We start from the raw sequence: 24133 nt of genomic DNA, 5'->3' as shown, positions 1-24133 counted from the left end.
TGGAGGACCGATGTCCCAAGCGAGCAGTGCACCCAAGCCGGAGTCCCCGGCATCCACACCCGATCGTTCTTCGAAGGTCGCCGGGGCGACCTATACCCGAGCCGGTCAGGACTACTTCCAGAAGCGCACCCTGAAGCGCTCCGCCGGCGTCTGGGGCCTCTGGGGCCTCGCCGTCGCCGCCGTCATCTCCGGCGACTTCTCGGGATGGAACTTCGGCATCGGCGCCGCCGGCTTCGGCGGCATGCTGATCGCCTTCGCCATCCTCGTCGTCATGTACTACGGCATGATCTTCTCGATCGGAGAGATGGCGTCCGCCATGCCGCACACCGGCGGCGCATATTCGTTCGCACGGTCCGCGATGGGACCGTGGGGCGGCCTCGTGACCGGAGCGGCCGAGACCATCGAGTACGTCGCCACGACGGCGGTGATCGTGTTCTTCTCGGCCTCGTACGCCAACGCCATCACGTCGGAGCTGCTCGGGATCTCGCTGGACGCGTGGGTGTGGTGGATCATCCTCTACGCCGTGTTCATCGCGCTCAACGCCGCGGGCGCGAACATCTCGTTCAAGTTCGCCATCGTCGTCTCCATCATCTCCATCGGCATCCTCGTCGTCTTCTCCGTCATGGCGCTCTTCTCGCCGGCGCTCGACTGGAACTCGCTCTGGAACATAGCCCCCGACCCGGGATGGAACGAGTTCCTGCCTCACGGCGTGCTGCCGATCCTGTTCGCCCTGCCGTTCGCCATGTGGTTCTTCCTCGGCATCGAGGAGCTCCCCCTGGCCGCCGAGGAGTCCCACAACCCCGTGCGCGACATCCCGCGCGCCGGTTTCTGGGCCCGCGGCACGCTGATCGTCACGGGTCTGCTGGTGCTCTTCCTCAACACCGCCGTCATCGGCGCCGAGGCGACCGGCGTCGCCGCCGAGCCGCTGCTCGACGGATTCCGGGCGATCGTCGGCGACCAGCTCGCCGCGGTGCTCGCGCTGTTCGCGCTGATCGGGCTGCTGGCATCGCTGCAGGGCATCATGTTCGCCTACGGCCGCAACATGTACTCGCTGTCGCGCGCCGGCTACTACCCGAAGTTCCTGTCGCTCACCGGCAAGCAGCAGACCCCGTGGGTCGCGCTGCTCGTCGGTGCCCTCATCGGCTTCGTCGCGCTGGTCGTGCTCGACGTCCTCGCGAGGATCGACCCCGACAACGCCGGTGCGGTCGCCGGCGCGATCGTGCTGAACATCGCGGTGTGGGGCGCGGTTCTGGCCTACCTCATGCAGATGATCGCGTTCGTCATCCTCCGGCGGAAGTACCCGAACGCGAGCCGCCCGTACCGGAGCCCGTGGGGCGTCACAGGGGCGGTCGTCGCCGCCGTGATCGCGGCGCTCATCTTCCTCGGGTTCCTGCTCAACTCCGCCTTCCAGCCGGCCATCGTCGCGATCGCCATCGTCTACGTCGTGATCCTCGTCGGCTTCGCGGTCTACTTCCGGCACCGCCTGGTGCTCTCCCCCGAGGAGGAGTACGCGCTCTCGGGCGGCACGCACGGCGACCCGCAGGCGGAGGGGTACGACGCGATGGAGACCGAGGTCTTCGGCGGCAAGTCCTAGAGGGGTTCGGCCACACCCTCAGGTTGGGGATAGGCGAAGCGGGGCGGTCTGGGGGCCGCCCCGCTTCGCCGTGTGGCGAGGACGGCGAGGACGGATGCCGCAGCCGTCAGATGCCGCAGCCCGCGGGAGACGGATGCCTCTCCCGGGCTGGACGGATGCCGCAGGTCGCGTGAGACGGATGCAGCGGCCCGCGCCGGCCGGTCCGGAGAGCGGGGCCCGTCAGTAGAGCAGGAACTGCTTCGGCTCGGTGGACCCTATGCCGCCGATCTCGACCGAGAGGTGGTACGAGGAGCCACCGCCCGGCGCGAGGGGGCGGTTGCCGTCCGCGCAGGTGCCGACGGCCGAGCGCGTCCGGTCCCACGCGAGGGGTGCGGCGCTCGACACGGTCTGGCCAGCGGCGATCATCACGACCATGTCGCTCGGTTCGCTCTGACAGTCGGTCGACCGCCACCAGACGTCGTCGCCGCTCATGACGGTGAACGACTGGGCGGTGGTGCCCACGTTAAGCGTGCAGTCGGCGCCGTTGTTGGTGAGTGTGATCGAGAACTCCGGCTTCTGATCGCCCGCGTAGGTGTCGGCGCTCGTCACCGCCTCGACGCTGATCTCGCTGGCGACGCAGGGCAGTGCCGTCGGCGTGGCACCGGGCGTGGGCGTCGCACCCTCGACCACCGCCCCCTCGACGACGCCGGTGTCTGTGCCGCCCGCCGTCGCCTGCGACGACGGCACCGGCAGGGAGTCGGCGGCGTTCTGCTGCTGTTGCGAGGGCTCTGTCTCGTCTGACGCGTCCGTCGCGGCGACCGCCCACGGCTGCGCGACGAGGAGCCAGACGACGCCGGCGATCACCAGGAGTGCGATCACCAGCAGCGCGAGACGCCGACGACGATAGACCGCCGGAGAGTGGCGACGTCGCGGAGTGGTGCCGGTCATGCTGACAGGTTAACCGCGGCGCCTGGGTTCTCCGTTCGGCGCGCCCTTCTTGCCGTGATGCCGCCGCCCCGATTCCTGAGGGACGGAGTCAGAGGCGCTTCATCATGCGGGTGTTGCCGAGGGTGTTGGGCTTCACGTGCGCCAGGTCCAGGAACTCCGCGATGCCCTCGTCGGGCGAGCGGATGAGCTGGGAGTAGACGTCGGGGTCGACCACCTGTTCGCCGATGGGCGCGAAACCCCGTCGGCTGAAGAAGTCCACCTCGAACGTGAGGCAGAACAGGCGCGACAGGCCGAGCGTGCGCGCGTTCGTCTCGAGCGCCTCGACGATCGCGCGCCCCACGCCATGATGCAGCCAGCCATCCGCCACGATCAGCGTGCGGATCTCGCCGAGGTCCTCCCACATCACGTGCAGCGCCCCGCAGCCGATGAGCTCGCCCGCGGCATCCTCGGCGACCAGGAACTGCTGCGTCGCCTCGTACAGCACGACGAGATCCTTGCCGAGCAGGATGCGCCGCTGAACGAACGGCTCGAGCAGCGCCTGTATGCGGCGAACATCGCGCGTGCGCGCGGGCCTGACGGTGAAATCTGCCACCTGTCCAGCGTAGATGCCCTGCTCAGGCAGCCGGACGCCGCGTTCCGCCCGTCGAGGATTCAGGAGAATCGCCGCTTGAGCACTCGGCCGCGGCGCCGGCTACAGCGTGTCTCCTGAATCCTCGACCGCGCGGCGGAGCGAACACCCGGCGGACGCAGAAGAGCGGATGCCGCGGCACAGGGCCGCGGCATCCGCTCTTCGAGTTCTGGTTACGCGTTGGCAGCGAGGTCCGGGGTGGCGGTGATCTCGCCGTTGTGGACGACGCCCACCGCGACCTTCTCGCCGCGCGGCCCGTGCTCGAAAGCGAACTCGCCGTTCTCGACGTCGACCTTCACGTGGTCGCCGGGGTCGAGCTCGCCGTGCAGGATCTTCTCCGACAGGCGGTCCTCGACCTCACGCTGCATGGCGCGACGCAGCGGGCGGGCGCCGAGGGCGGGGTCGAAGCCGATCTCGATCAGCTTGTCCTTCGCGGCATCCGACAGCTCGATGGTCATGTCGCGGTCGAGCAGGCGCTCGCCGAGGCGCTTGGTGAAAAGCCCCACGATCTGGCGCAGCTCGTCCTTATCGAGCTGCGGGAAGACGATGATGTCGTCCACGCGGTTGAGGAACTCGGGCTTGAAGTTGCGCTTGAGCTCCTCGTTGACCTTGCCCTTCATCCGCTCGTAGGTGGTGCCGCTGTTGCCCTCGACCTGGAAGCCGACCGGACCCCCGGCGATCGCCGACGAACCGAGGTTCGTCGTCATGATGATCACCGTGTTCTTGAAGTCGATCATGCGACCCTGACCGTCGGTCAGGCGACCCTCTTCGAGGATCTGCAGGAGCGAGTTGAAGATGTCGGGGTGAGCCTTCTCGATCTCGTCGAAGAGCACGACCGAGAACGGCTTGCGGCGCACCTTCTCGGTGAGCTGTCCGCCCTCTTCGAATCCGACGAATCCGGGAGGGGCACCGAACAGGCGCGAGACCGTGTGCTTCTCGCCGAACTCCGACATGTCGAGGGCGATCAGCGCGGCCTCATCGTCGAAGAGGAACTCGGCGAGCGCCTTGGCGAGCTCGGTCTTTCCGACGCCCGTGGGGCCGGCGAAGATGAACGAGCCCGACGGGCGCTTCGGGTCCTTGAGGCCCGCGCGCTGGCGGCGGATGGTCTTCGACAGGGCGGCGATCGCCTCTTCCTGGCCGATGACGCGCTGGTGCAGCGCCTTCTCCATGAAGACGAGACGGCTCGACTCCTCCTCGGTCAGCTTGAAGACCGGGATGCCGGTGGCCTGGGCGAGCACCTCGGCGATCAGGCCCTCGTCGACGACCGCGTGGGTCGCGACGTCGCCCGAGCGCCACTGCTTCTCGAGGCGCAGGCGCTCGGCGAGGAGGGACTTCTCCTCGTCGCGCAGGCCGGCGGCCTTCTCGAAGTCCTGGTCCTCGGAGGCGCGCTCCTTGTCTTCACGGACCTTGGCGATCTTGTCGTCGAACTCGCGCAGCTCGGGCGGGCTCGACAGGATCGACAGGCGCAGGCGTGCGCCGGCCTCGTCGATCAGGTCGATGGCCTTGTCTGGCAGGAAACGGTCCGAGATGTAGCGGTCGGCGAGGTTCGCCGCCGCGACGATCGCGCCGTCCGTGATCTGCACCTTGTGGTGCGCCTCGTAGCGGTCGCGCAGCCCCTTGAGGATGTTGATCGCGTGGGGCAGGCTCGGCTCGGCGACCTGGATCGGCTGGAAGCGGCGCTCGAGCGCGGCATCCTTCTCGAAGTGCTTGCGGTACTCGTCCAGCGTGGTCGCGCCGATGGTCTGGAGCTCGCCACGTGCGAGGAGCGGCTTCAGGATCGACGCGGCGTCGATCGCGCCCTCGGCGGCGCCCGCACCCACGAGGGTGTGGATCTCGTCGATGAAGACGATGATGTCGCCGCGCGTGCGGATCTCCTTGGTGACCTTCTTCAGGCGCTCCTCGAAGTCACCGCGGTAGCGGGAACCGGCGATGAGCGAGCCGAGGTCGAGCGAGTAGAGCTGCTTGTCCTTCAGCGTCTCGGGCACGTCGCCCTTGACGATCGCCTGGGCGAGGCCCTCGACGACCGCCGTCTTTCCGACGCCGGGCTCGCCGATGAGGACGGGGTTGTTCTTGGAGCGGCGCGACAGGATCTGCATGACGCGCTCGATCTCCTTCTCGCGCCCGATCACCGGGTCGAGCTTGTTGTCGCGCGCCGCCTGGGTGAGGTTGCGGCCGAACTGATCGAGCACCTGCGAACCTCCCTGGGTGGTGCCCTGAGTCTGCTCGCCCGCACCGCTCGCGACGCCGGCGGGCTCCTTGCCCTGGTAGCCCGACAGCAGCTGGATGACCTGCTGGCGAACCTTGTTGAGGTCGGCGCCGAGCTTCACGAGAACCTGGGCGGCGACGCCCTCGCCCTCGCGGATGAGGCCGAGGAGGATGTGCTCCGTGCCGATGTAGTTGTGGCCGAGCTGCAGCGCTTCGCGCAGCGACAGCTCGAGCACCTTCTTGGCGCGCGGCGTGAAGGGGATGTGGCCGGTCGGCTGCTGCTGACCCTGGCCGATGATGTCCTGCACCTGCTCGCGCACGGCGTCGAGCGAGATGCCGAGGCTCTCGAGGGCCTTGGCGGCGACGCCCTCACCCTCGTGGATGAGACCGAGCAGGATGTGCTCGGTGCCGATGTAGTTGTGGTTCAGCATCTTCGCCTCTTCTTGGGCGAGGACGACGACACGACGGGCACGGTCCGTGAATCTCTCGAACATCATTCACTCCTCCTGGGCGATGCGGGTCTGCTGAGCCCACTGCGCCTTACATCGAGGGTAGCCAGCAGGTGGATGCCGCATGCCCGTGTTCGCCGTGGGCATAGCGGGCCGGATCTCCGTCGGCGAGCGGGCACGGAATGCATGGGAAAGCAACACCGCGGGATCGACGAATGCCTTGACCGGCGGCATCCGATGGGCATATCGTTCTTCGATAACAACGTTTATCGATATGAAAGGAGTTCCCCATGACTTGGACATCACGTCTGCACGTGTCCCGAGGCGAGGGGTTCGCCCTGGGGCTCATCGCGACCGGTGCGATCAGCGTCGCCGTGGCCGCTCTGGTGGCCGTCGTCCGCGGCGCCGTCGAGATCTTCGGGAGCGCACCGACGGTCCGGATGCTGGTGACCAGGGGTGACGTGTCCGATCTCGCCGGCGTTCCGGAGATCTCGGCCGCCTCTTATGCGTCGGCCGACGTGACGTTCACCGAGCTTCCCGGTGCGGTCGGCTGGATGCTGTGGCTCGAGCTGGCACTGCCGGCACTCGCCACGATCGGCGTCTGCATCGTCGCGTGGTGGCTGGGCGTCTCGCTCATGCGCGCGCGTCCCTTCCGCCGTGCGATGTCGACGGCCATCGGCGTCGTGGCCGTCCTCGTCGTCGTCGGCGGCGTGCTCAGTCAGGTGCTCGGCGCCTTCGGCCGGGCACTCCTGGTGGATGACCTCGCCGCGACCTCGCCCGAGGTGGTCGACGTCTTCGGGACCTTCATCATGGAGCTCGACCTCGCACCCGTCGGCTGGGGTTTCGCGCTGGCGCTCGTCGCCGGGGCATTCGAGATCGGCACGCGCCTGCAGCGCGAGACGGAAGGGCTCGTGTGATGCGGGAGACGACGACGAAGGAGCGCAACGACATCCTCTCGACCCTCGTGGTCGCGGGTATGGTCGCGGCGATCGTGGTGGTGACTTCGGTGGTCCGGTGGTTCGAGACGTTCACCGGCGAAGGCGTCTTGGTCGCCGTGCCGTTCGCCGGCGTGCCCGCCGACTTCGCACCGGCTGACGGCTTGCCCGAGACGACGGTGCGGGTGACGGAGGGCGACGTGATCGCCGAGGGCGTGAACGCGCTCTCGACGGTCTCGATCGGCGCGTCGATCATCGTGAGTGCGATCGCGTGGCTCGTCGTGATCGCGCTCTTCGGAACCCTGGCGCTGCGGTTTCTCCGAGGACGGTTCTTCGACCCCACCAATCCGCGCCTGCTCGACGCCGCCGGCTGGACGATGTTCGGCGGGGCGCTGGCGATCTACTTCCTGGACACGTTCGGGCGCAACGGCGTCCTCGCGGCCGCGGGCCTCGGCGAGTTCTACCCGAGTTCCTGGGCCATCACGGCGTCCTTCATCCCGATCTGGATCGCCGCGACCGTGCTCGGCCTGATCTCGCTCGCGTTCCGCCGCGGCATCCGCCTGCAGCGCGACACGGATGGGCTCGTATGAGTCCCGCCGAGGACGAGGGCCCGTCGGGGGTGCACTGCCGGCTCGACGAGCTCCTGGCCGAGCGCGGCATGACCCTGACACGACTGTCGGAGCTCGTCGGCGTCTCTGTCGTGAACCTCTCGATCCTGAAGAACGACCGCGCGCGCGCCATCCGCTATTCGACGCTTTCCGCGATCTGCCGGACCCTCGACTGCGAGATCGGCGACCTGCTGGTCCGCGCCGACACGTAGTCTCGGCATCCGTCGCGGCGAGCGCGACAGTTACGGTCGAGAGCTGCCTCGCGACGGCGCGCTCGCAGCAGACTGCAGCGCTCGCTCGCGAAGCGACCGTGAGGGTCGAGCTCCGTGCGATCCGGGATGCCGCGGCCCGCGGCATCCCGGATCTCCGACGTCAGTCGCTGCCGATGATGGGGACGCGGACGTTGTCGAACTCGGCGCCGGTCAGGATCGCGAACGCCTCGGAGTCGTCGTCGACGCCGTCGACCTGCACGAGGGTGCCGCGCGGCGCCATGTCCATGGTGCACGCCTGGTTGGCGGGCGGCGTCGCGAAGGTGACCGTCACCTCGTTGCCGGCGGCGGTGGCGCCCTCGACGACGGGAACACATGTCGACGAGCCCCACGTCAGGACGATGAACTCGCCGTCGTCGCCGGTCCAGCCGGCGCTCGGCAGGTAGTCCGTCTCGGCGCCCGGGGTGAGACCGGGGACGCCGTCCAGGTCGGTGTCGCCGTGGATGCTCTCGCCGGTCACGCGGATCTCGAGCTCCTGCGCCGGGTCGACGCCCTCCGGCAGGCCGACGACCGTCACGCGGGGGACCAGATCCCTCGTGCAGGCGGTGTCGCCCGACGGCTCGACCAGCTCGACCGTGAGCACGCCGTTCTCGTACGACGTGTCACCTGCGGTCGGGACGCACGTCGACGAGCCCTCCGTGACCAGGCCGATCATCCGACCGCCGTCGAGCCACGCGGCGTCGACCTCGATCTCGGTGCTCTGACCCGAGGAGCCGGACGTCTCGGAGGGCGCCGGCGCTCCGCCGGAACCGGCGGGCGTGGCGCAGGCGGTCAGCATGCCGGCGGCGATGAGCGCGAGGCCGGCAGCAACGATGAGTGAACGGGAACGGACGGGCATGCGAGGCCTCCTGAGGTTCGCGGATGCCCATCCCCCGAGGCATCCGTCACCCTATGGTGTCGCAATCGGCGCCGGAATCTCAGTAACCGCGGTCACGCGGCGGTCACGATCCGCCGGGAGAATGCCTCACTGCAGCGCGGAGGTGAGCCGCGCCAGGTTGTCGAGCACCGTCGACCGCAACGGCTGCTTCTCCCATTCCTCCAGGGTGAGCTCGCGGCTGAGCGAGCGATACCTGTCCTCCACAGACCGCATCTGGCGCACGAATTCCTCGCCCCGGACGAACAGCGAGATCTCCATGTTGAGACCGAACGAGCGCATGTCCATGTTGCTCGAGCCGACGATCGCGACCTCGTCGTCGACGGTGAGGCTCTTCGTGTGCAGGATGTACGGCCTCTCGTACATCCAGATCTTCACGCCTGCCCGCAGCAGCGCTTCGTAGTAGCTGCGCTGGGCGTGGTAGACGATCGCCTGGTCGCCCTCCTCCGACACGAAGAGCTCGACATGGATGCCGCGCTGGCACGCCGTCGTGATGGCGAGAAGCAGCGCCTCGTCGGGCACGAAGTACGGGCTGACCACGATGATCTTGCGCTGCGCGGCGTAGAGCAGCCCAGCGAACAGCTTGAGGTTGTTCTGGAACTCGAACCCGGGTCCGGAGGGCACGATCTGGCAGTCCAGATCGCCCGGCCCGCTCGTCACGTCGAAGAGGTCGATCTGCTCGGTGAGCACTTCATCGGTCTCGCTGTACCAGTCGCTGAGGAACACGGCATTGACGGATGCCACGACCGGGCCTTCGATCCGCACCATCAGGTCGACCCAGTGCAGGCCGCGGCGGATGTTCTTGCGCAGGTTGTAGGTGGAATCGGTGACGTTCTGCGATCCGGTGAACGCGACACGTCCGTCGACCACCAGGAGCTTGCGGTGGTTGCGCAGATCCGGACGCTGATACTTTCCGCGCAGCGGTTGCACGGGCAGCATCAGATGCCACTGCGCGCCCATTGCGCTGAGCCGCTTGAGGGTGCGCTTGTAGAACGGCTTGCCGCGGTTCGCCCAGTGATCGAGGAGAACCCGCACCGTCACACCCCGCGCCGCCGTCTCTTCGAGCGCGCGGAAGAAGTTGTCGGTCGCGGCATCCGCCTGGAGGATGTAGAACTCGACGTGCACGAAGTGCTCCGCCTGCCGGATGGCGTCCGCCATCGCGTCGAGGCTCTCCTGGTAGTCGGGGATGAGTTGCGCGGCGTTGTCGCCCGCGAGGGGCATGGCCCCGAGGTTGCGGTTCAGCGTGACCAGCGAGGTGAACCACTGCGGGGCGTGCGGACGCAGAGTGCCGAAGTCGAGCGACGCGCTGGTGTCGTGGATGTAGTCGTTGATGCGCTCCTGCTTGCGCCGGCGCTTGCGCGGCAGCCGGGGGTTGCCGATCAGCAGGAACAGGAACACGCCGACGATCGGGATGAAGTAGATCGCGAGCAGCCACGCCATCGCCGCAGTCGGGCGGCGGTTGCGCGGGACGATGATGATCGCCGCCACCCGGATCACGATGTCGACGATGAAGACGAGCACCACCCACCACGTCGCATCGAACGTGATGGTGATCATCGAGCAGTGCCTCTCGACAGGGTCGGGCGGATCGGACGGGCGGACCGGGCCGGCGGACGGCACGGTGTGCTCACACTATCGGGGCCGACCGACGCCGCCCGGCACGCGGGGATCTCGCCACGGCGCGCGATTGCGGAATGGCCCGGCGGGGTTACGGGTGGTGCCGAGGGCCTGGCGTGGCGCGCGTCCGGCTTCAGCTGTCGGCAGACGCGGAGCCGGGAGCGACCGGCGGCAGTCCGCGCTTGGCGCGCTCCTCCGCCTCGATCTTCGCGTACACGCGCCGTTCGGTGCGGTCCGAGCGGATGATGCTGCGCAGCACGAAGAAGAAGATCAGCGACACGAGGACGGTCGGCAGGAGCGTCCACAGCACCGCGACCCAGTAATCCATGTGTCCAGGATACGCGGTGCGGGAATCGGCTCCTCCCCAGGCGGGCTCTTGCGCCGGCGAAGCGCGCTTATCCACCGCTGCCGACTCCTCCACAGGTGGGTTCTTACCGGCGGCGATGCGCCTTCATCCACCGCTGCCGACTCCTCCACAGGATCCCCTTGCGGGGCAGAGCGAGCCCGATCCATCCACAGGTCTTCCGGCGGGGCTGTGCCGCCCACGAGGCTCATCCACCATGACCCCCACCGTCGTGAAAGCCGCGGATGCCGCGCAGTTCCTGTCCATCGTCCCCCGCATGCTGGGCTACCACCCGACCCGCAGCCTCGTGGTGATCCCGTTTCACGGCGGGCGCAGCCTCGGAGCGATGCGGTTCGACCTCCCCGAGGGCGACGCCGAGTCCGTCGACCGCATTGCTGCGACCGTGACCGGCATGGCCTGCCGGCTTCCCGAGGCCGATGCCGTCGCCGCGATCGCGTACACCGACGCCCGGTTCCACGAGGACGGACGGATGCCGCATCTCGAGCTCTTCGCCGCTTTCGAGCGCCGCGCCCACGCATGCGGCCTTCGCGTCACCGACGTGCTGTGCGTGGCCGCCGATGCGTGGGGATCGTTCCTCGACGCCGACTGCCCCACCGAGGGCAGACCGCTCGCCGAGCTCACGTGGACAGGATCGGGAGACGTCCCGGCTCCGGACGGCGACCAGGCGACGGGCGCCGAACTTCCCGCGCGCTCCGCGGAGGAGCGGGCGAGCGTCGAGAAGGCGATGGGCGCTCTGGGTGAGGCGGTCGCGGTGCTGTGCGGGCCGGACGGGGGCGCCGCCGCCGCCGGAAGCCCGGGTCGAGCGGCGCGCGTACCTCGCCCATCCACCTCCAAGGACGATGCCGCGCCGTCACGAGCCACCGCCGTGCCTCGTGACGGCGCGGCGTCAGCCCACGAACGGGACGCCTTCGGGCGGCCGATCAATCTGCCGGTAGGAGGCGCGACGGCCGGCGCCGAGCCGCACACGCGCGCGAGCGACCTGGGGCCTGTGCCGGCCCCGGTGTCGGGGGTCGTGGAGGACGAGGCATCCGTCACCGACGCGTCGTCGCGGCTCGACCCGCGCGCACTCGCAGCCGTCTGCGGGCTCGATGACCTGCCGCGGTTCTTCGAAGACGCCCTCGCACGCCCGCTCGAGGGCGCGGACGTGTACGACACGGCCGCCCTGGTCTGGTGCCTGGCGCGTCCCGCCTTGCGGGACGTCGCGCTGGTGCAGTGGAGCGGCAACCTCGCGCAGGGCGACGAAGCGTTCGACGCGCAGCTGCGGTGGGAGGCCGGCGAAGAGTACCCGGCCCACCTCGCGATGCGCATGTGGGGCGAGGGCGATCCGCCGCAGGTCTCTCGACTCGAGGCGGCGCTCGCGCTGGCGCGGGCCGCCGCCGCTGTCGCGCCGCGGGCTTCGCAGCCGGGCCCCCTCGCGATGTGCGCGTGGCTGTCGTGGGCCCTCGGACGCTCGACTCACGCCGCCGCGTACGCCGAACGAGCGTGCGAGATCGAGCCCGAGCACGGGCTGTCGCAGATCGTGCTGTCATTCGTGAGCGCCGGCCACCTGCCCGACTGGGCGTTCCGCCGCGCGGGCGCTGCGGCGACGTGAGGGCGGGGTAGGCGCGCAGGGGGGCGCCGCACCCCGGCGCGGGACGCGACGGAGCCTCCCCCGGCGACGACCGGGAGAGGCTCCGTCACGGGCCGGCGGCCCGTCAGCATGAGGTCAGAGGCGCGGATCCTCCCGAACCTTCAGGGCATTGACGATCGGCTCGCGCTCGCTGATCTCGCCGGTGAACTCGATCGTCAGATCGCCTCCGGCGTGCTCGACGGTGACCTCCTGCACGTCCGCCGTCAGCGCGCCTACGGTGGCTTGGACGTCGTGGTCGTGGAGCACGGGGTTCCCGTTCACCAGGACGTCGAACGCCCGCATGCCGGCCTTGACCTTGTCGATCTCGGCGAAGTCGAGACCGATGCGGTACGTCCCGGCGGGCGCGTCCTTGAACACGTAGCTGAACGTCTTGCCCGTCCGCTGGGTGCGGTACAGGTCGTCGTCCTCCGTGCCGCCGATGTCGGCCTTGGTGGCACGATCGGTGCCACCGACGTACCCCCACGGCTCCGAGCCCAGCGCGCGGTCAGGCGACCAGACGAAGCCGTCCGCGCCGACGAACCCGGACCCGCCGGCATCCACGCCCTGCCAGTAGGCGGAGGTCGCCAGTCGGACCGGCTGGAACTGGGACGCGTCCTTGCCGGCGTTGGACGCGACGAGCACGTCCCCGACGAGCACGCCGGGCTCGACGCCGGCGTTGTCGACCTTCGCGGTGACCGTGGTGGACTCGCCGACCCCGAGCTCTACCGTGCCGTCCGCGGCCTTGCCCGTGAGGGTCAGCCACGGCAGGTCGGCGGCCTCGTGCCCGCCGTCGTCGGTGCGCCGCTGCTCACGCAGCTCCACCTGGAGCGGGGCGGAGCCCGTGTTCGTCACGGTGACGTCAGCCGTGGCGGTCTGGCCCTGGGCCAGCAGCCAATCGAGGTCGCCTCGGGTGACCGTCAGGACGCCCGTGGTCAGTGCGGTGTCGACCACCTCGGCCTGGTCCTTCGCGGCGATGGTCACCGGGTGGCTGGCCGTGACGTAGTTCGGCGCCCAGACCTCCACGGTGTTCTCGCCGACCAGCGCCTGGGCCTTCCACCGGCCCAGCTCGTCGGCCGTGATGACCCGGTCGCCGGCGGGACCGCGCAGCGTGATGATCGCACCGGCGATCGGCTGGCCGTCGTTCTTGTCGGTAACCGTTCCCTCGATCGTGCCCGACGTCGGAAGCGTGTACTCCAGCCCCAGCCCGGCCGTCAGCACCGGCTGATTGAAGGAGTACTGGCTGGCGGGGTTGCGCGTCAGGCTCTCCAGGCCGACCGTCGCCGACGACCCGTGGGTGAGGGGGTTGTCACCGCCGACGCCGTCGCCATACCCGATCTGGATGCGGCCGTCCGCGATCAGGGTGACGGAGAAGCTCACCCTGGCCGTCCGGTCGCTGTAGAAGGTGACGTTGCGCCACTCGATGACCTCCGCGGCAATCCCGTCCACCTCGGTCATGCCGAAGTAGATGCCCGCCTGGTCGTCGACGATCAAGTCATCCCACAGTGGGTAGATGGCATCGACCGGGCTCCGCGAGGGCAGCGCCGTGTTGCTCGCCTGGCTGCTCGACCGGTCGAATGCCAGCGATCCGTTGGTCGTCACGCACACGCCGTCCCAGGCCGTGTCGTAGAACGGGAACAGGAAGCTGGAGTCGAACCACAGGACGCCGCACAGGTCGTCGCCCTGCCATTCGGAGTCCGTGGTTCCCTGCCGGTAGAGCCCCTCGGTCACCTGCACCGAGTACGAGCGACCCGCCGGCGCCACGGGCACAGGGCCCGCTTCCGGCTGCTCGGGCTGAGGCTCCGGTTCGGCCTCGGCCCCGCGTGGGTCGAGCGTGACGCGCAGCGCCCCGACGCTCGGTGCCCGCAGGCCCTTCGCCCCGCGCAGCTCGACGGTCAGCGGTCCGCCCTCGTGCTGCACGACGGCGGTGTGCCAGTCGGCGGCGTCCGGACCCACGGCGGAGGCGGCGTCGTAGGCGTACTGCGTCAGCTCGTCGTCGACGAGGACGTCGAAGACCCGCTTGCCTACGCCCACCTGCTCGGTCTCCGCGAACCCGAGGTCGATGTTGTACGTGCCCTTCGGTACGTCGGGGAAGGTGTAGACGAGGTCGCGGTCCGGCGTGGTGCGCTGGGACTGGAACAGAGAGTCGTCCTCGGTGCCCGCGATCGGCGCGCGCGTGGAGGTCGCCTTGTCCTTGCCCTGGTAGCCCCACGTGCCTTCGCCGGCCGCCTGATCGGCAGACCAGGCGAAGCCGGTGGCATCGGTGAACGAGGACCCGCCCGCGTCGACGGCCACCTGGTAGGCGGAGGTTGTGAGCGTCACCGGGACGTAGGCCTTCGACTGCCGCCCGGAGTCGGACCGCACGATGACGTTCGCCGCCAGGGTGCCGGGGTCGACGTCCTTCGAGGAGATCGAGACCTTGACCGTGGTCGATTCTCCCGGGGCAAGTGTGCCACCGCTTGAGGAGAGCGACAGCCAGGGAAGGTCGGTGAACAGGTCGTCCTCGACGTCGACGAGCAGGACCTCGTCGGTCAGCTGATCCACCGCCCACAGCGCGCCGGTCGAGTCGGTCTCGAGGCCGCCACCCGCGCCCGGCTTCATGCCGGGGAACCACCACGCGTTGACGAGCGAGCAGTCCTCGGGGTCGACCTGCAGCAGGCGGGTGGGCCGGTTGGAGGTCCGGTCCGTGTACCAGATGGTGTCGGACGCCTGGTTGTAGGCCAGGCCCATGATCTCCGGCAGCGGCGGGGCACAGAACGACAGCAGTGCGCCGGCGTCGTCGTGAGACGTGCCCGCGACCGTCCCGATCATGCCGTTGCTCCGGCCGCCGACGTAGAACACGTCCTCCTCGGGGTTGTAGGCGAGCCCGGTCAGGGGCAACGTGGACCAGTCACCCTTGATCTGACGGGTCTCCTTGCCCGTCTCCCGGTCGAAGCAGTGGATGTAGCTGTCAGGGCTGTCCTCCATCTGGCACATGTCACCGGTCTCGGTGTCGAGCGCCATGTCGAAAGCCCGGTAGTCGGGGTTCCACGCCGCGTCGAAGACCTTGCCGGTGGACTTGCCCGTCACCGTGTAGGCGGTGTTGGTCCGCTTGTCGTAATCGTGGACCCACACGTCTCCGTCGTACCCGACGCCCGAGGGCTCCTTCTCCGCGATGGTGCCCGGGATCGCGATACGGGTGATGACCTCGCCGCCGGCCGTCGCGCCGACCTTGAGGGCCGCATCCGCCTCCGCGGCGGCGGATGCCTCCAACTCTCCGTCGACGTTCGACGGCGTCATGTCGCTCGCACCGGCCGTCCAGGCGGTGAGGTCGATGGTGCTGTCCGCCCCTGTCCCGGTGCGCGTCGTGGCGCCCGCGCCGTCGAGTTCGGGATGGCGCTCGGCCTCGCCCAGGTCGTACGTGAGCGGGGCGGAACCGTTGTTGGTCAGCGTCAGCGAGCCGACGCCGTTCTGATCTGTGCCCATCAGGACGTCCAGACCGTCGGACTTCAGGTCGGCGACGCCGGTGGTCAGGCGCGCGTCGATCTTCGCCTTCGCGTAGAGCTCGTCGAGGGTGAAGTCGTACGACGCGGTCACGTAGTTCGGCGCCTCGACCGTCATCGTGTAGTCGGCGACGGGAAGCTGGCGGTGCACGACGCCCGTCCCCCCCGTCGTGACGGACTCGACGAGTCCGTCCTCATCGGTGAACGACACCGTGGCACCGGATACCGGCAGCCCGTCGTTCTTGTCGACGACGGTGGCATCGAGGTAGCCCCAGTCGGGCAGGTCGTACGTGACGATCATCCCGTCCTCGAGCACCGGCGCGTTGTCGGAGAACCGGATGCCGTCCACGCCGGCCCAGCCCTGGATGCCCGTGATCGCGCGGGCGCCGGCCGTCACCGGGTCTTCGGTGCCGATGCCGTCGCCGTACCCGAAGACGATCTTGCCCGAGCGGGTGAACGTGGCCGAGAAGTCGACCGGCTCGCTGTACTCCGACCGGATCGGGTAGGCCCAGATCCTGGCGTCGCGGTACTCGACGACGAATGCGTCCTCGCCGTCGAGCTTCGTCGCCGCTGTGAACACGCCGCCACCCGGAGCGAACTCGACAGGGGTCTCGGTGGAGAACGGGAAGGCGCCGGCACCGCCGTAGCCCGGTCCCGTGGAAGCGTCGGGAGAGATCACGCCGCGCAGGCCGATGCCGAGCGTGTCGTGGCTCCCGTTGTAGAGCGCGATCGGGAACGGCAGGTTCACCTCGGACCAGACGAAGGGCGCCTCGAAGTCGAGTCTGTCCGTACCCCGCAGGTGCTCCCCCTCGGAGACGGCGCAGCTGTAGCCGCCGCCGTCGACGACGAGCCCTACGGGAATCTCCAGCCGCTCGTTCTCAGCACCGACCGTCAGCGGGACGGAGGTGGGCGAGAAGCAGGCGTTTGGCGTGACGGCGATGCCGTACTGGCCCTCGGGCACGTCGGCGATCTCGAACGCGCCGTCGGCGTCCGTGCGGACGGGGTCCAGCGGCGTGCCCCTGACCGAGACGTCGGCGTTCGGGACGGCGTCGCCCTCCCCGTCGACCACCGTGCCGCGGATGTCGTGCCGTGGGGCGGCCGTGAGCGGGAGGTCGGCGGAGGACTGCTCGCCCAGGACGATCGTGACCTCGGCGGTCGCGGTGAGGTAGCCGAAGACCTTCGTGCTCAGCCGGTAGTCGCCGACGGGCAGGTTCACCGAGAACCGGCCGGCCTCGTCCGTCCCGACGGAGCGGGTGAACGGTCCGCTGATCGTCACGTCGGCGCCGACGACCGGCTCACCGTTCGCGGTGACCACTCCGGTCAGCGTGCCGCCCTGACGGGGCGCGAGCTCGAGCAGGCGGGGCAGGTCCAGCCGACCCTCGCCGTACATGTTGTTGAAGTCGGCGGTCCCGCCGCACGACGTGTTGTCGACGTCGACGGCCGACTCGGCGAGCAGGCGACGGGTCTCCTCGACCTGCCCGATCAGCGTCGGGTCGTAGCTCCACAGGTCGGCGACGGCGCCGGCGACATGCGGTGACGCCATCGACGTGCCCGACATCTCGACGTACTGGTTGCCGGGATACGACGAGCGAACACCCACCCCGGGAGCCGAGATCTCAGGCTTGATCTGGCCGTTCTCGCCCTCACCCTTGCGCGAGAAGGCCCCCAGGTTGCCGCTCACGTCGTAGGCGCCGACGGAGTAGGCGCTCGGGGCCGCGCCCGGAGAGGAGACGGTGTCGCAGTCCGCATACGGAGAGGTGTTGCCCGACGACCAGACGCTGAAGATGCCGGCGGCCGTCCAGGCCGCGTCGATCGCATTGAAGAAGGTGTGGAAGTCGTGCTCGGTGTCCTGGCCCCACGAGTTGTTGATGATGTGGGGGCGCTTGGAGGGATCCGGGTTGTTGCCCTGCAGGTCGGTCGGGGCCAGCAGCCACCAGCCGGACTCCAGCAGCGACTCGGCACCGGAGCTGCTGCAGCAGCCGTCGGTCGCGATCCAGTTCGCGCCTGGGGCGACACCGACGTGATTGGTGCCGTCGTCGCCGACCATCGTGCCCATGGTGTGCGTGCCGTGACCGTTGTCGTCGCAGGGCGCGTCCGAGCAGGTGGTCCGGGTGGCCATCCAGTTGTAGTCGTGCTCGAACGTGCCGTCCGGCTTGGCGCCCCGGTATTTCGACACCAGCGCCGAGTGGTCGAACTGGACGCCCGAGTCGAGGTTGGACACCGTGATACCGGCGCCCGTGGCGCCCATCGCCCAGGCTTCGGGGGCGCGGATGGCGTCCACCCCCCACGCGTTGACGCCCGCGTCGTCTGCGACCGCGGCGTCGGGGCGGAGGCCCTCTTCAGCCGGCGTCTCCTCTTCGACGGGTTCGACGAGCGCGACCTGGGGCGACGCGTGGATCTCGGCGACCTGCCCCACCGAGGCGACGTCGAGCGCGAGGTCCTGCGTGCCGCCCTTGACGAGCACGGCGTTGACGAGCGGGTAGGACGTGTACTTCACGCCCGCTGCCTCGAGCTCGGCCGCCACGGCCGCCTCGGAAGCTTTGGCCGACTTCTTGAGCGCGTCGTAGACGAACTGACCGCGCTCGTCCCAGTCGGTGATCTCCTTGGCGGGCGCCAGGTCGGCGTTGGCGTTGAACGTGATCCAGAAATCGGCGACCGGGTCCTCATGGAACCGGTCCTTCAGATCGCCCGTGATCTTGGCTTCGGGGGGAACAGCATCCGGTTCGGCGGCGGCCGCCGGGAGCGGCGCACCCATGCTCAGGCCGGCCATGACGGCGAGCGACGTGGCGATGGCGATAAGTCTCATGGGTGGGGCCTCCGGTCTACAGGGGTTGGTAAGGGTCGTGGCTCTGGCGCGCACGGTCGGCAGCGCCGTCGGGGTCGACGGCACCCTCGGTGGTGCGCGCTCCACCGGGCTGGGGCAGCTCTGGCTCGGTGTTCGAGTCGTCACTCGCGGCGATCTCGTGGCGCGCGCGTGACTCCGGGTCGTGGGACATGCAGGTCATGTTTCGGCATGCAGCCCGCACGTCGCTATCCGGCGAATACGTCAATCTTTATGAGAGCGTCACACCCAACTCGTCGTCCTCGAGCAGTCCGGCCTCGGTCACCTTGACGGCGAGGGCGGTCCGGGACGTCACCTCGACCTTGCGCATGGCCGACCTCAGCTGCTGGTCCACCGTCGCCGGCGACTTGGCGAGGATCTGGCTGATCTGCCGGTTCGTCCTGCCGGCGACCACCAGCCGGACCACCTCCAGCTCGCGGGGCGAGAGGCGGTCGCCATACCCCTTCCGGCCGCCGCGCCACAGCCGGGGAACCTCCGCGCCGTGGTCGCGGAGCCGCTGGGCGACCCGGTCGGCGTCCCGGCGGGCGCCGAGCCGGAACAGCTCCTCGTACTGTGCGGACAGCAGCTGCCGCCCCTCGGCGAGGCGGTCTGCCGCCAGGAGCGCGACCGCCTGGCCCTCGCGCGCACGCAGAGCGTCGTACGGCCGCGGCAGCGCGTCCCACGCCTGCGCCGCCCGCGCGTACGCGGAAGCTGCCCTGGCCGGGTCGTCCCCTGCGGCAGCAACGTGCGCCCGACAAAGCGCCAGCGCGGCCCGAGGGGCCGGGGCGGTGTGACCGCGCAGCCCGCGGGCGAACTCCTCGGTGAGGGCTTTCGCGGCTTTGCGCTCCCCCGCGGCGATCAGCGCATCGACCCGCACGGGCGCGACGTCGGTGGCCCACAGCCAGATCCCCTTTGCCCGGACGGTGCGAAGCGGCGCGTCGGTGATCTGCAGCGCCCGCGCGATCTCGCCGTCCGCCCGCCAGAGCCGCGCCAGCTCCGCGGCGGGCTCCATCACGTCGTCGGCGGCGCCGAGCCGCGTCGCCTCATCGAGGACGTACCGGAACTGCTCCTCCGCCTCGCGTCGGCGTCCGGCCGCGGCGGCGAGCCGCGCGGTCAGCCGGACGCCGGCCAGGTGGATCGCCGGCCGGTCCGCGTTGGCCTCGGCGAGCGTGGCGCTGCGGTCTGCCAGCCCCTCCCACCGTCCGCGGAACCAGTCCAGGTTGGCGAGTTCGAGCTGGACGTTGAAGCGCAGCCGCGACGATTCCTCGGCGTCGGCGAGCCTCAGGGCGACGGCGAGGTGCCGCTCCGCCTCGGCGTACCGGCCCCACATCACCGCGCCTGTCCCGATGTTGGTGTGGATGCGGGCGACGTCGAGCCGCTCCGGGGCGGTCGCGCCGTCGAACGGCAGGCCGGCGACGACGTCCCATGCCTCGTCGTCGCCGAGCATGAGGAACGCGGCCGCGCGGTTGCCCGTCAGGTTCAGTCGGACCGCGGGCGACTCGATTCCCGCCGCGAGGTCGGCGGCACGCCGCAGCCAGCGTCGATGGGTGGAGGCCGGCCACGGCGACCCGTAGGCCCAGCCCAGGTACGTCATGGCCTTGGCCGCCTCGGCGGGGTCGTGGCCGAGGTCCGTCACCGCCCGCTCGAGCTCCACACGCGCGGCCGCCGCCTCGCCACCGGTGATCAGGAGCCGGCCCAGCGGGTTGCGCACCTCAGCCTGCTCGCGGGCGGACAGCCCGGGGCCGTCGAGCACCGTGCGCAGGCCGCGCACGACGCGGTGATAGACCTCATCGACCGGCTCTCGGCGCCCCAAGGAGGCGAGCCCCGTGGTGCGCGCGATTCGCGCGAGGTCGGCCGGCGGGAGTGCCGTCTCCCTCAGGAGGTCGACAAGCAGGACGACGGCAGCGGTGTTGTCGCCCGACGCCATCGCCTGCGCTGCCGCCTGCTCGGCGTACCGCGCCCAGGGCCGGGTCTCGCCGGCCTCGCGGAAGTGGTGGGCCAGGCGCGCGACGGGCTGCGGATCGACGGACTCCAACGCCTCGCCGGCTCGGCGGTGCAGGAGCGCGCGATCGGTGCGCGCGACGGTCTCGTAGACCGCCGTCGCGACCAGGACGTGCCGGAACCGCCACCGGCCGCGGTCGTCGCCGGACAGGATCCTGGCGTCGGCCGCCTCAGCGATGCCGGCGCGCGCGTCCTCGGGCGTGAGGCCGGCGGTCGCAGCGATCGCGGCCTCGGACGACCACTCGGCCAGGACCGCGGCGGCCCGCAGCGTCTGCTGCGCTGCGGGCGACAGGCGGTCCACCCGCTCTCGTGTGGAGTCGCGGACGGTGGGCGGCACCTGGAGCTCCGTGAGCGCCAGGCGGACCCACTGCCCGTCACGGAAGGTGATGTCCGCACGATCGCACATGAGCCGGACGGACTCCTCGATCGCCAGGGGGATGCCCCCGGTCCGCTCGTGCAGAAAGCTGCGGAACTCGTCGGAGACCGGCTCTCCGCCCAGCATCGACGACACCAGCGACGCCGTGTCGTCGGGTGCCACCGACGTGAGGGCGATCCTCGACCCGGTGACCCCGACGGGCAGGCGGGACGTCAGCCGCAGCAGCAGCGACCCGGCGTCCACCTCCTCCGGGCGGTACGAGATCACCAGGCTCGGTCCGTCCGAGCGCTGCCGGGAGGTGAGGAACAGGAGGAACTCCAGCGTCACCTCGTCGGCCCAGTGCGCGTCCTCCAGGACGAGGACGCCCACGCCCAGCGCCCTGAGCAGCTCGTCGAGCGCGCGGAACAGGCGATGCCGTGCCGCCTTCGCGTCGTCGAGGGGTTCGAGGGCGGGCGGCAGGTCGCCGGACCACTCTGGAAACAGCGGCCGCAGCGCGCCCGCGAGATCGGTGAGCCGCAGTCCTGCCACGAGTCGGTCGATCCCCCGGAACGCGTCGACGATCGGACCCAAGGTCAGCGACTCCCGCAGCGGCGGGCACACCGAGACCAGGGCGGTGAGAGTGGGCGCGCCGGCGAGCCACTCCTGCAGCAGTCGGCTCTTCCCGATCCCCGCCTCACCCTCCACCAGCACGATCGCGGGCGGCCGGGAGACGGCATCGCGGAGCGCGGCCAACTCGGGATCGCGACCGACGAAATGCGGCGTGGAGATCACTGGAGAGTTCGCGTCTGAGCGGTTGACCATGCGAGATGGTCTCACCTGACGCCCTCGACCGTCGAGGCGCGCCCGTCGTGGGAGTACATCGCGCCGGCGGTGACGGCGCGCTCCGCCTACTTGACGAGCGGGAAGAGGATCGTCTCGCGGATGCCGAGACCGGTGATCGCCATCAGCAGACGGTCGATGCCCATGCCCATGCCCCCGGTCGGCGGCATGCCGTGCTCGAGCGCCCGCAGGAACTCCTCGTCGATGCGCATGGCCTCGAGGTCGCCGCGCGCAGCCAGCTTGGCCTGCTCGACGAAGCGCTCGCGCTGGATCACGGGGTCGACGAGTTCGGAGTAGCCGGTCGCGAGCTCGAAGCCGCGGGTGTAGAGATCCCACTTCTCGACCACGCCCGGGATCGTGCGGTGCTCGCGCACGAGCGGGCTGGTGTCGATCGGGAAGTCCATGACGAACGTCGGGCGGGCGAGACCGGGCTTGACGAAGTGCTCCCACAGCTCCTCGACCAGCTTGCCGTGGGTGGCGTGAGGCGGGATGTCGACGCCCACCTCGTTCGCGAACGCGACGAGCTCGGCGAGCGGCGTCTCAGGCGTGACCTCGCGGCCGGACGCCTCCGAGAGCGAGCCGTACATCGGGAGGCGCTCCCATTCGCCGCCGAGGTCGTACTCCGTGCCGTCCGCCCAGGTCACCGTGGTGGATCCGGTGACCGCGACGGCGGCGTTCTGGATCAGCTCCTGCGTCAGGTCGGCGATGCCGTTGTAGTCGCTGTACGCCTGGTAGGCCTCGATCATGACGAACTCGGGGCTGTGGGTCGAGTCGGCGCCTTCGTTGCGGAAGTTGCGGTTGATCTCGAAGACCCGGTCGATGCCGCCCACGACGGCCCGCTTGAGGAAGAGCTCCGGCGCGATGCGCAGGTAGAGGTCGGTGTCGAAGGCGTTCGAGTTGGTGATGAAGGGACGCGCCGACGCACCGCCGTGCTGCACCTGCAGCATCGGGGTCTCCACCTCGAGGAACCCGTGGTTCGCGAAGGTCTGCCGCACGCTCGCGTTGGCCTTGGCGCGGGCGATGACGGTCTCACGCGCACGATCGCGCACGATGAGATCGAGGAACCGGCTGCGGACGCGGTTCTCCTCGCTGAGCTCGTTGTGCAGGTTCGGCAGCGGCAGGATGGCCTTCGAGGCGATGCGCCAGTCCGAGACCATGATCGACAGCTCGCCGCGTCGGCTCGAGATGACCTCTCCGCTGACGAACACGTGGTCGCCGAGGTCGACGAGCTCCTTCCACGCCTGCAGCGAGTCGGCGCCGACCGCGGCCAGCGACACCATCGCCTGGATGCGGCTGCCGTCGCCCGCCTGGAGCGTGGCGAAGCAGAGCTTGCCGCCGTTGCGGCTCAGCACGACACGACCGGCGACGGCGGCGGTGACGCCGGTCTCGGCCCCCGCCTCCAGGTCGGCGAAACGCTCCCGCAGCGCCGGGATCGTGTCGGTGATCGGCAGGCTGACGGGGTAGGCCCCGCCTGCGGCATCCGTCCGCTCCGCGATCAGCCGCTCGCGCTTGGCCAGACGCACGGCCTTCTGCTCGAAGATCTCCTCTTCGGTGGGCTCGGCGGTCTCGGCGGGCGAGGTCGTGTCGGTCACGGGATGTGCTCCTCGGTGGGGGATGTTCTCCGCAGAACGCGGACCCCCAAGTGTATCGGCGGCGACCTCCGGCCTTTCTGAACAGCCCACTCAGAACACTGGATGCCGCAGCCCGCGCCTCGGCCCGCGCCGGTGTCGGCGCCGGTCAGGGGAGCTCGATCGGCTCCCCCAGGGGCGCCCAGCGGACGCGCTCGCGCACCGCGCCGGGGGCGGCGTCCAGCACGCGGGCCGCCGCATCCTCCTGCTGCGAGAAATGGCTCCAGCCCTCGACGTGCACGGGCACCGCCGTGCCGGGCTCGGCCAGCCCGATCAGCTCGACCGCGTCGTCGGCATCCATCGTGTACGCCAGCGGGCCCGTGAGCGGGAACTTCACCGCACCGATGTGCACGAGGGCGACGTCCGGATGCAAGCCCGCGGCGACGCGACGCAGCGCGCGGTACATCACGGTGTCACCGGTCATCCAGAGCACAGGGTGCGCGCCGCCCACGCGCGCCAGCGTGAACCCGATGACCGGACCGACGATCGGACGCGTGAGAGGAGCGCCATGCCGGCACGGCGTCGCCGTGATCACGAGGTCGGGCTTGCCCTCGGCGGTGAGGGTGATGGCGTCTCCGGCACGCAGACCTCTCGCGTCGCGGTGCGCGCCCGACGTCGACAGGCTCTTGGCGCCGGCGATCGTCGTCAGCACCGTACGCGCGACGCCGAGGCCGGCGCGGCCGGCATCGTCGAGGTTGTCGGCGTGGTGGTGGTGACTCAGCAGCACGATGTCGACCTCGCCGATGTCGGAGAGGTCGACCGCGGGCCCCGTCGTCTTGCGGGACGACGTTCCCGCCCCGAACGAATAGGTGCGACCCGGTGGATCGAAGGTGGGGTCGGTGAGGATCCGCCACCCCTCCCACTCGACGAGGGCCGTCGGACCGCCGATCCGTGTGATGCGCATGTCGTCTCCTGGGGCCCGGTGTCCGC

Annotated in this window: 16 protein-coding genes; 5 read left to right on the top strand and 11 right to left on the bottom strand. The window is 70.0% G+C overall.

Going from position 1 to position 24133, the window contains the following annotated elements:
- The first annotated feature begins 10 nt into the window (after positions 1-10).
- The gene (locus B2K11_RS02945; RefSeq protein WP_163616679.1) at positions 11-1594 is read left to right on the top strand and encodes an amino acid permease; all 1584 of its coding nucleotides are present in this window, start codon (positions 11-13) and stop codon (positions 1592-1594) included.
- 219 nt (positions 1595-1813) lie between these two features.
- On the opposite strand, the gene B2K11_RS02940 is transcribed toward B2K11_RS02945, so the two are convergent.
- From B2K11_RS02940 to B2K11_RS02930, 3 genes are all read right to left on the bottom strand, one after another.
- A complete protein-coding gene (locus B2K11_RS02940; RefSeq protein WP_204259986.1) occupies positions 1814-2521 on the bottom strand; it encodes a hypothetical protein in 708 nt (235 codons plus the stop codon).
- 88 nt (positions 2522-2609) lie between these two features.
- Entirely contained in the window at positions 2610-3113 is a 504-nt protein-coding gene (locus tag B2K11_RS02935; RefSeq protein ID WP_163616677.1) for an amino-acid N-acetyltransferase, read from the bottom strand.
- Between the two features lie 209 nt (positions 3114-3322).
- The gene (locus B2K11_RS02930; RefSeq protein WP_163616704.1) at positions 3323-5848 is read right to left on the bottom strand and encodes an ATP-dependent Clp protease ATP-binding subunit; all 2526 of its coding nucleotides are present in this window, start codon (positions 5846-5848) and stop codon (positions 3323-3325) included.
- Between the two features lie 245 nt (positions 5849-6093).
- Between B2K11_RS02930 and B2K11_RS02925 the strand changes: the two genes are divergently transcribed.
- The 3 genes from B2K11_RS02925 to B2K11_RS02915 are packed head-to-tail and all read left to right on the top strand — an operon-like array spanning position 6094 to position 7558.
- Positions 6094-6720: a hypothetical protein gene (locus B2K11_RS02925; protein ID WP_163616674.1), complete on the top strand. Its 627-nt coding sequence runs from the start codon at positions 6094-6096 to the stop codon at positions 6718-6720.
- Positions 6720-7328, top strand: coding sequence for a hypothetical protein (locus B2K11_RS02920; RefSeq protein WP_163616672.1), 609 nt, complete (start codon positions 6720-6722; stop codon positions 7326-7328). Before B2K11_RS02925 ends, B2K11_RS02920 begins: the two co-directional genes overlap by 1 nt.
- Positions 7325-7558, top strand: a complete 234-nt coding sequence (locus B2K11_RS02915; protein WP_163616671.1) for a helix-turn-helix domain-containing protein — start codon at positions 7325-7327, stop codon at positions 7556-7558. Before B2K11_RS02920 ends, B2K11_RS02915 begins: the two co-directional genes overlap by 4 nt.
- Before the next feature lie 160 nt (positions 7559-7718).
- On the opposite strand, the gene B2K11_RS02910 is transcribed toward B2K11_RS02915, so the two are convergent.
- The 3 genes from B2K11_RS02910 to B2K11_RS02900 form a co-directional block, all read right to left on the bottom strand.
- A complete protein-coding gene (locus B2K11_RS02910) occupies positions 7719-8453 on the bottom strand; it encodes a hypothetical protein (protein ID WP_163616669.1) in 735 nt (244 codons plus the stop codon).
- 126 nt (positions 8454-8579) lie between these two features.
- The gene (cls, locus tag B2K11_RS02905; protein WP_163616667.1) at positions 8580-10046 is read right to left on the bottom strand and encodes a cardiolipin synthase; all 1467 of its coding nucleotides are present in this window, start codon (positions 10044-10046) and stop codon (positions 8580-8582) included.
- A 193-nt stretch (positions 10047-10239) separates the two neighbouring features.
- Positions 10240-10434 carry a hypothetical protein gene (locus B2K11_RS02900; RefSeq protein WP_163616665.1) on the bottom strand — a complete coding sequence of 65 codons (195 nt, stop codon included), beginning with the start codon at positions 10432-10434 and terminating at the stop codon, positions 10240-10242.
- A gap of 232 nt (positions 10435-10666) precedes the next feature.
- Here B2K11_RS02900 and B2K11_RS02895 point away from each other — a divergent pair, with 232 nt between their 5' ends.
- On the top strand, positions 10667-12061 hold the full coding sequence (locus B2K11_RS02895) for a DUF4192 family protein (RefSeq protein WP_163616662.1): 1395 nt from the start codon (positions 10667-10669) through the stop codon (positions 12059-12061).
- A 114-nt stretch (positions 12062-12175) separates the two neighbouring features.
- Here B2K11_RS02895 and B2K11_RS02890 read toward each other — a convergent pair whose 3' ends face one another.
- The 5 genes from B2K11_RS02890 to B2K11_RS02870 form a co-directional block, all read right to left on the bottom strand.
- Complete coding sequence (locus B2K11_RS02890) at positions 12176-18364, bottom strand: S8 family serine peptidase (protein WP_163616661.1); 6189 nt, start codon at positions 18362-18364, stop codon at positions 12176-12178.
- 16 nt (positions 18365-18380) lie between these two features.
- A complete protein-coding gene (locus B2K11_RS02885) occupies positions 18381-18554 on the bottom strand; it encodes a hypothetical protein (protein ID WP_163616659.1) in 174 nt (57 codons plus the stop codon).
- Positions 18555-18611: 57 nt separating this feature from the next.
- Complete coding sequence (locus B2K11_RS02880) at positions 18612-21557, bottom strand: AAA family ATPase (RefSeq protein ID WP_163616657.1); 2946 nt, start codon at positions 21555-21557, stop codon at positions 18612-18614.
- Positions 21558-21643: 86 nt separating this feature from the next.
- A complete protein-coding gene (lysS, locus tag B2K11_RS02875; protein ID WP_163616655.1) occupies positions 21644-23167 on the bottom strand; it encodes a lysine--tRNA ligase in 1524 nt (507 codons plus the stop codon).
- 145 nt (positions 23168-23312) lie between these two features.
- A complete protein-coding gene (locus tag B2K11_RS02870) occupies positions 23313-24107 on the bottom strand; it encodes an MBL fold metallo-hydrolase (RefSeq protein WP_163616653.1) in 795 nt (264 codons plus the stop codon).
- Positions 24108-24133: the final 26 nt, after the last annotated feature.

This window comes from Microbacterium sp. B35-30 (assembly GCF_010634855.1).
In the GTDB taxonomy this organism is placed as follows: domain Bacteria; phylum Actinomycetota; class Actinomycetes; order Actinomycetales; family Microbacteriaceae; genus Microbacterium.
This window is presented reverse-complemented; position numbering and strand designations above follow the sequence as displayed.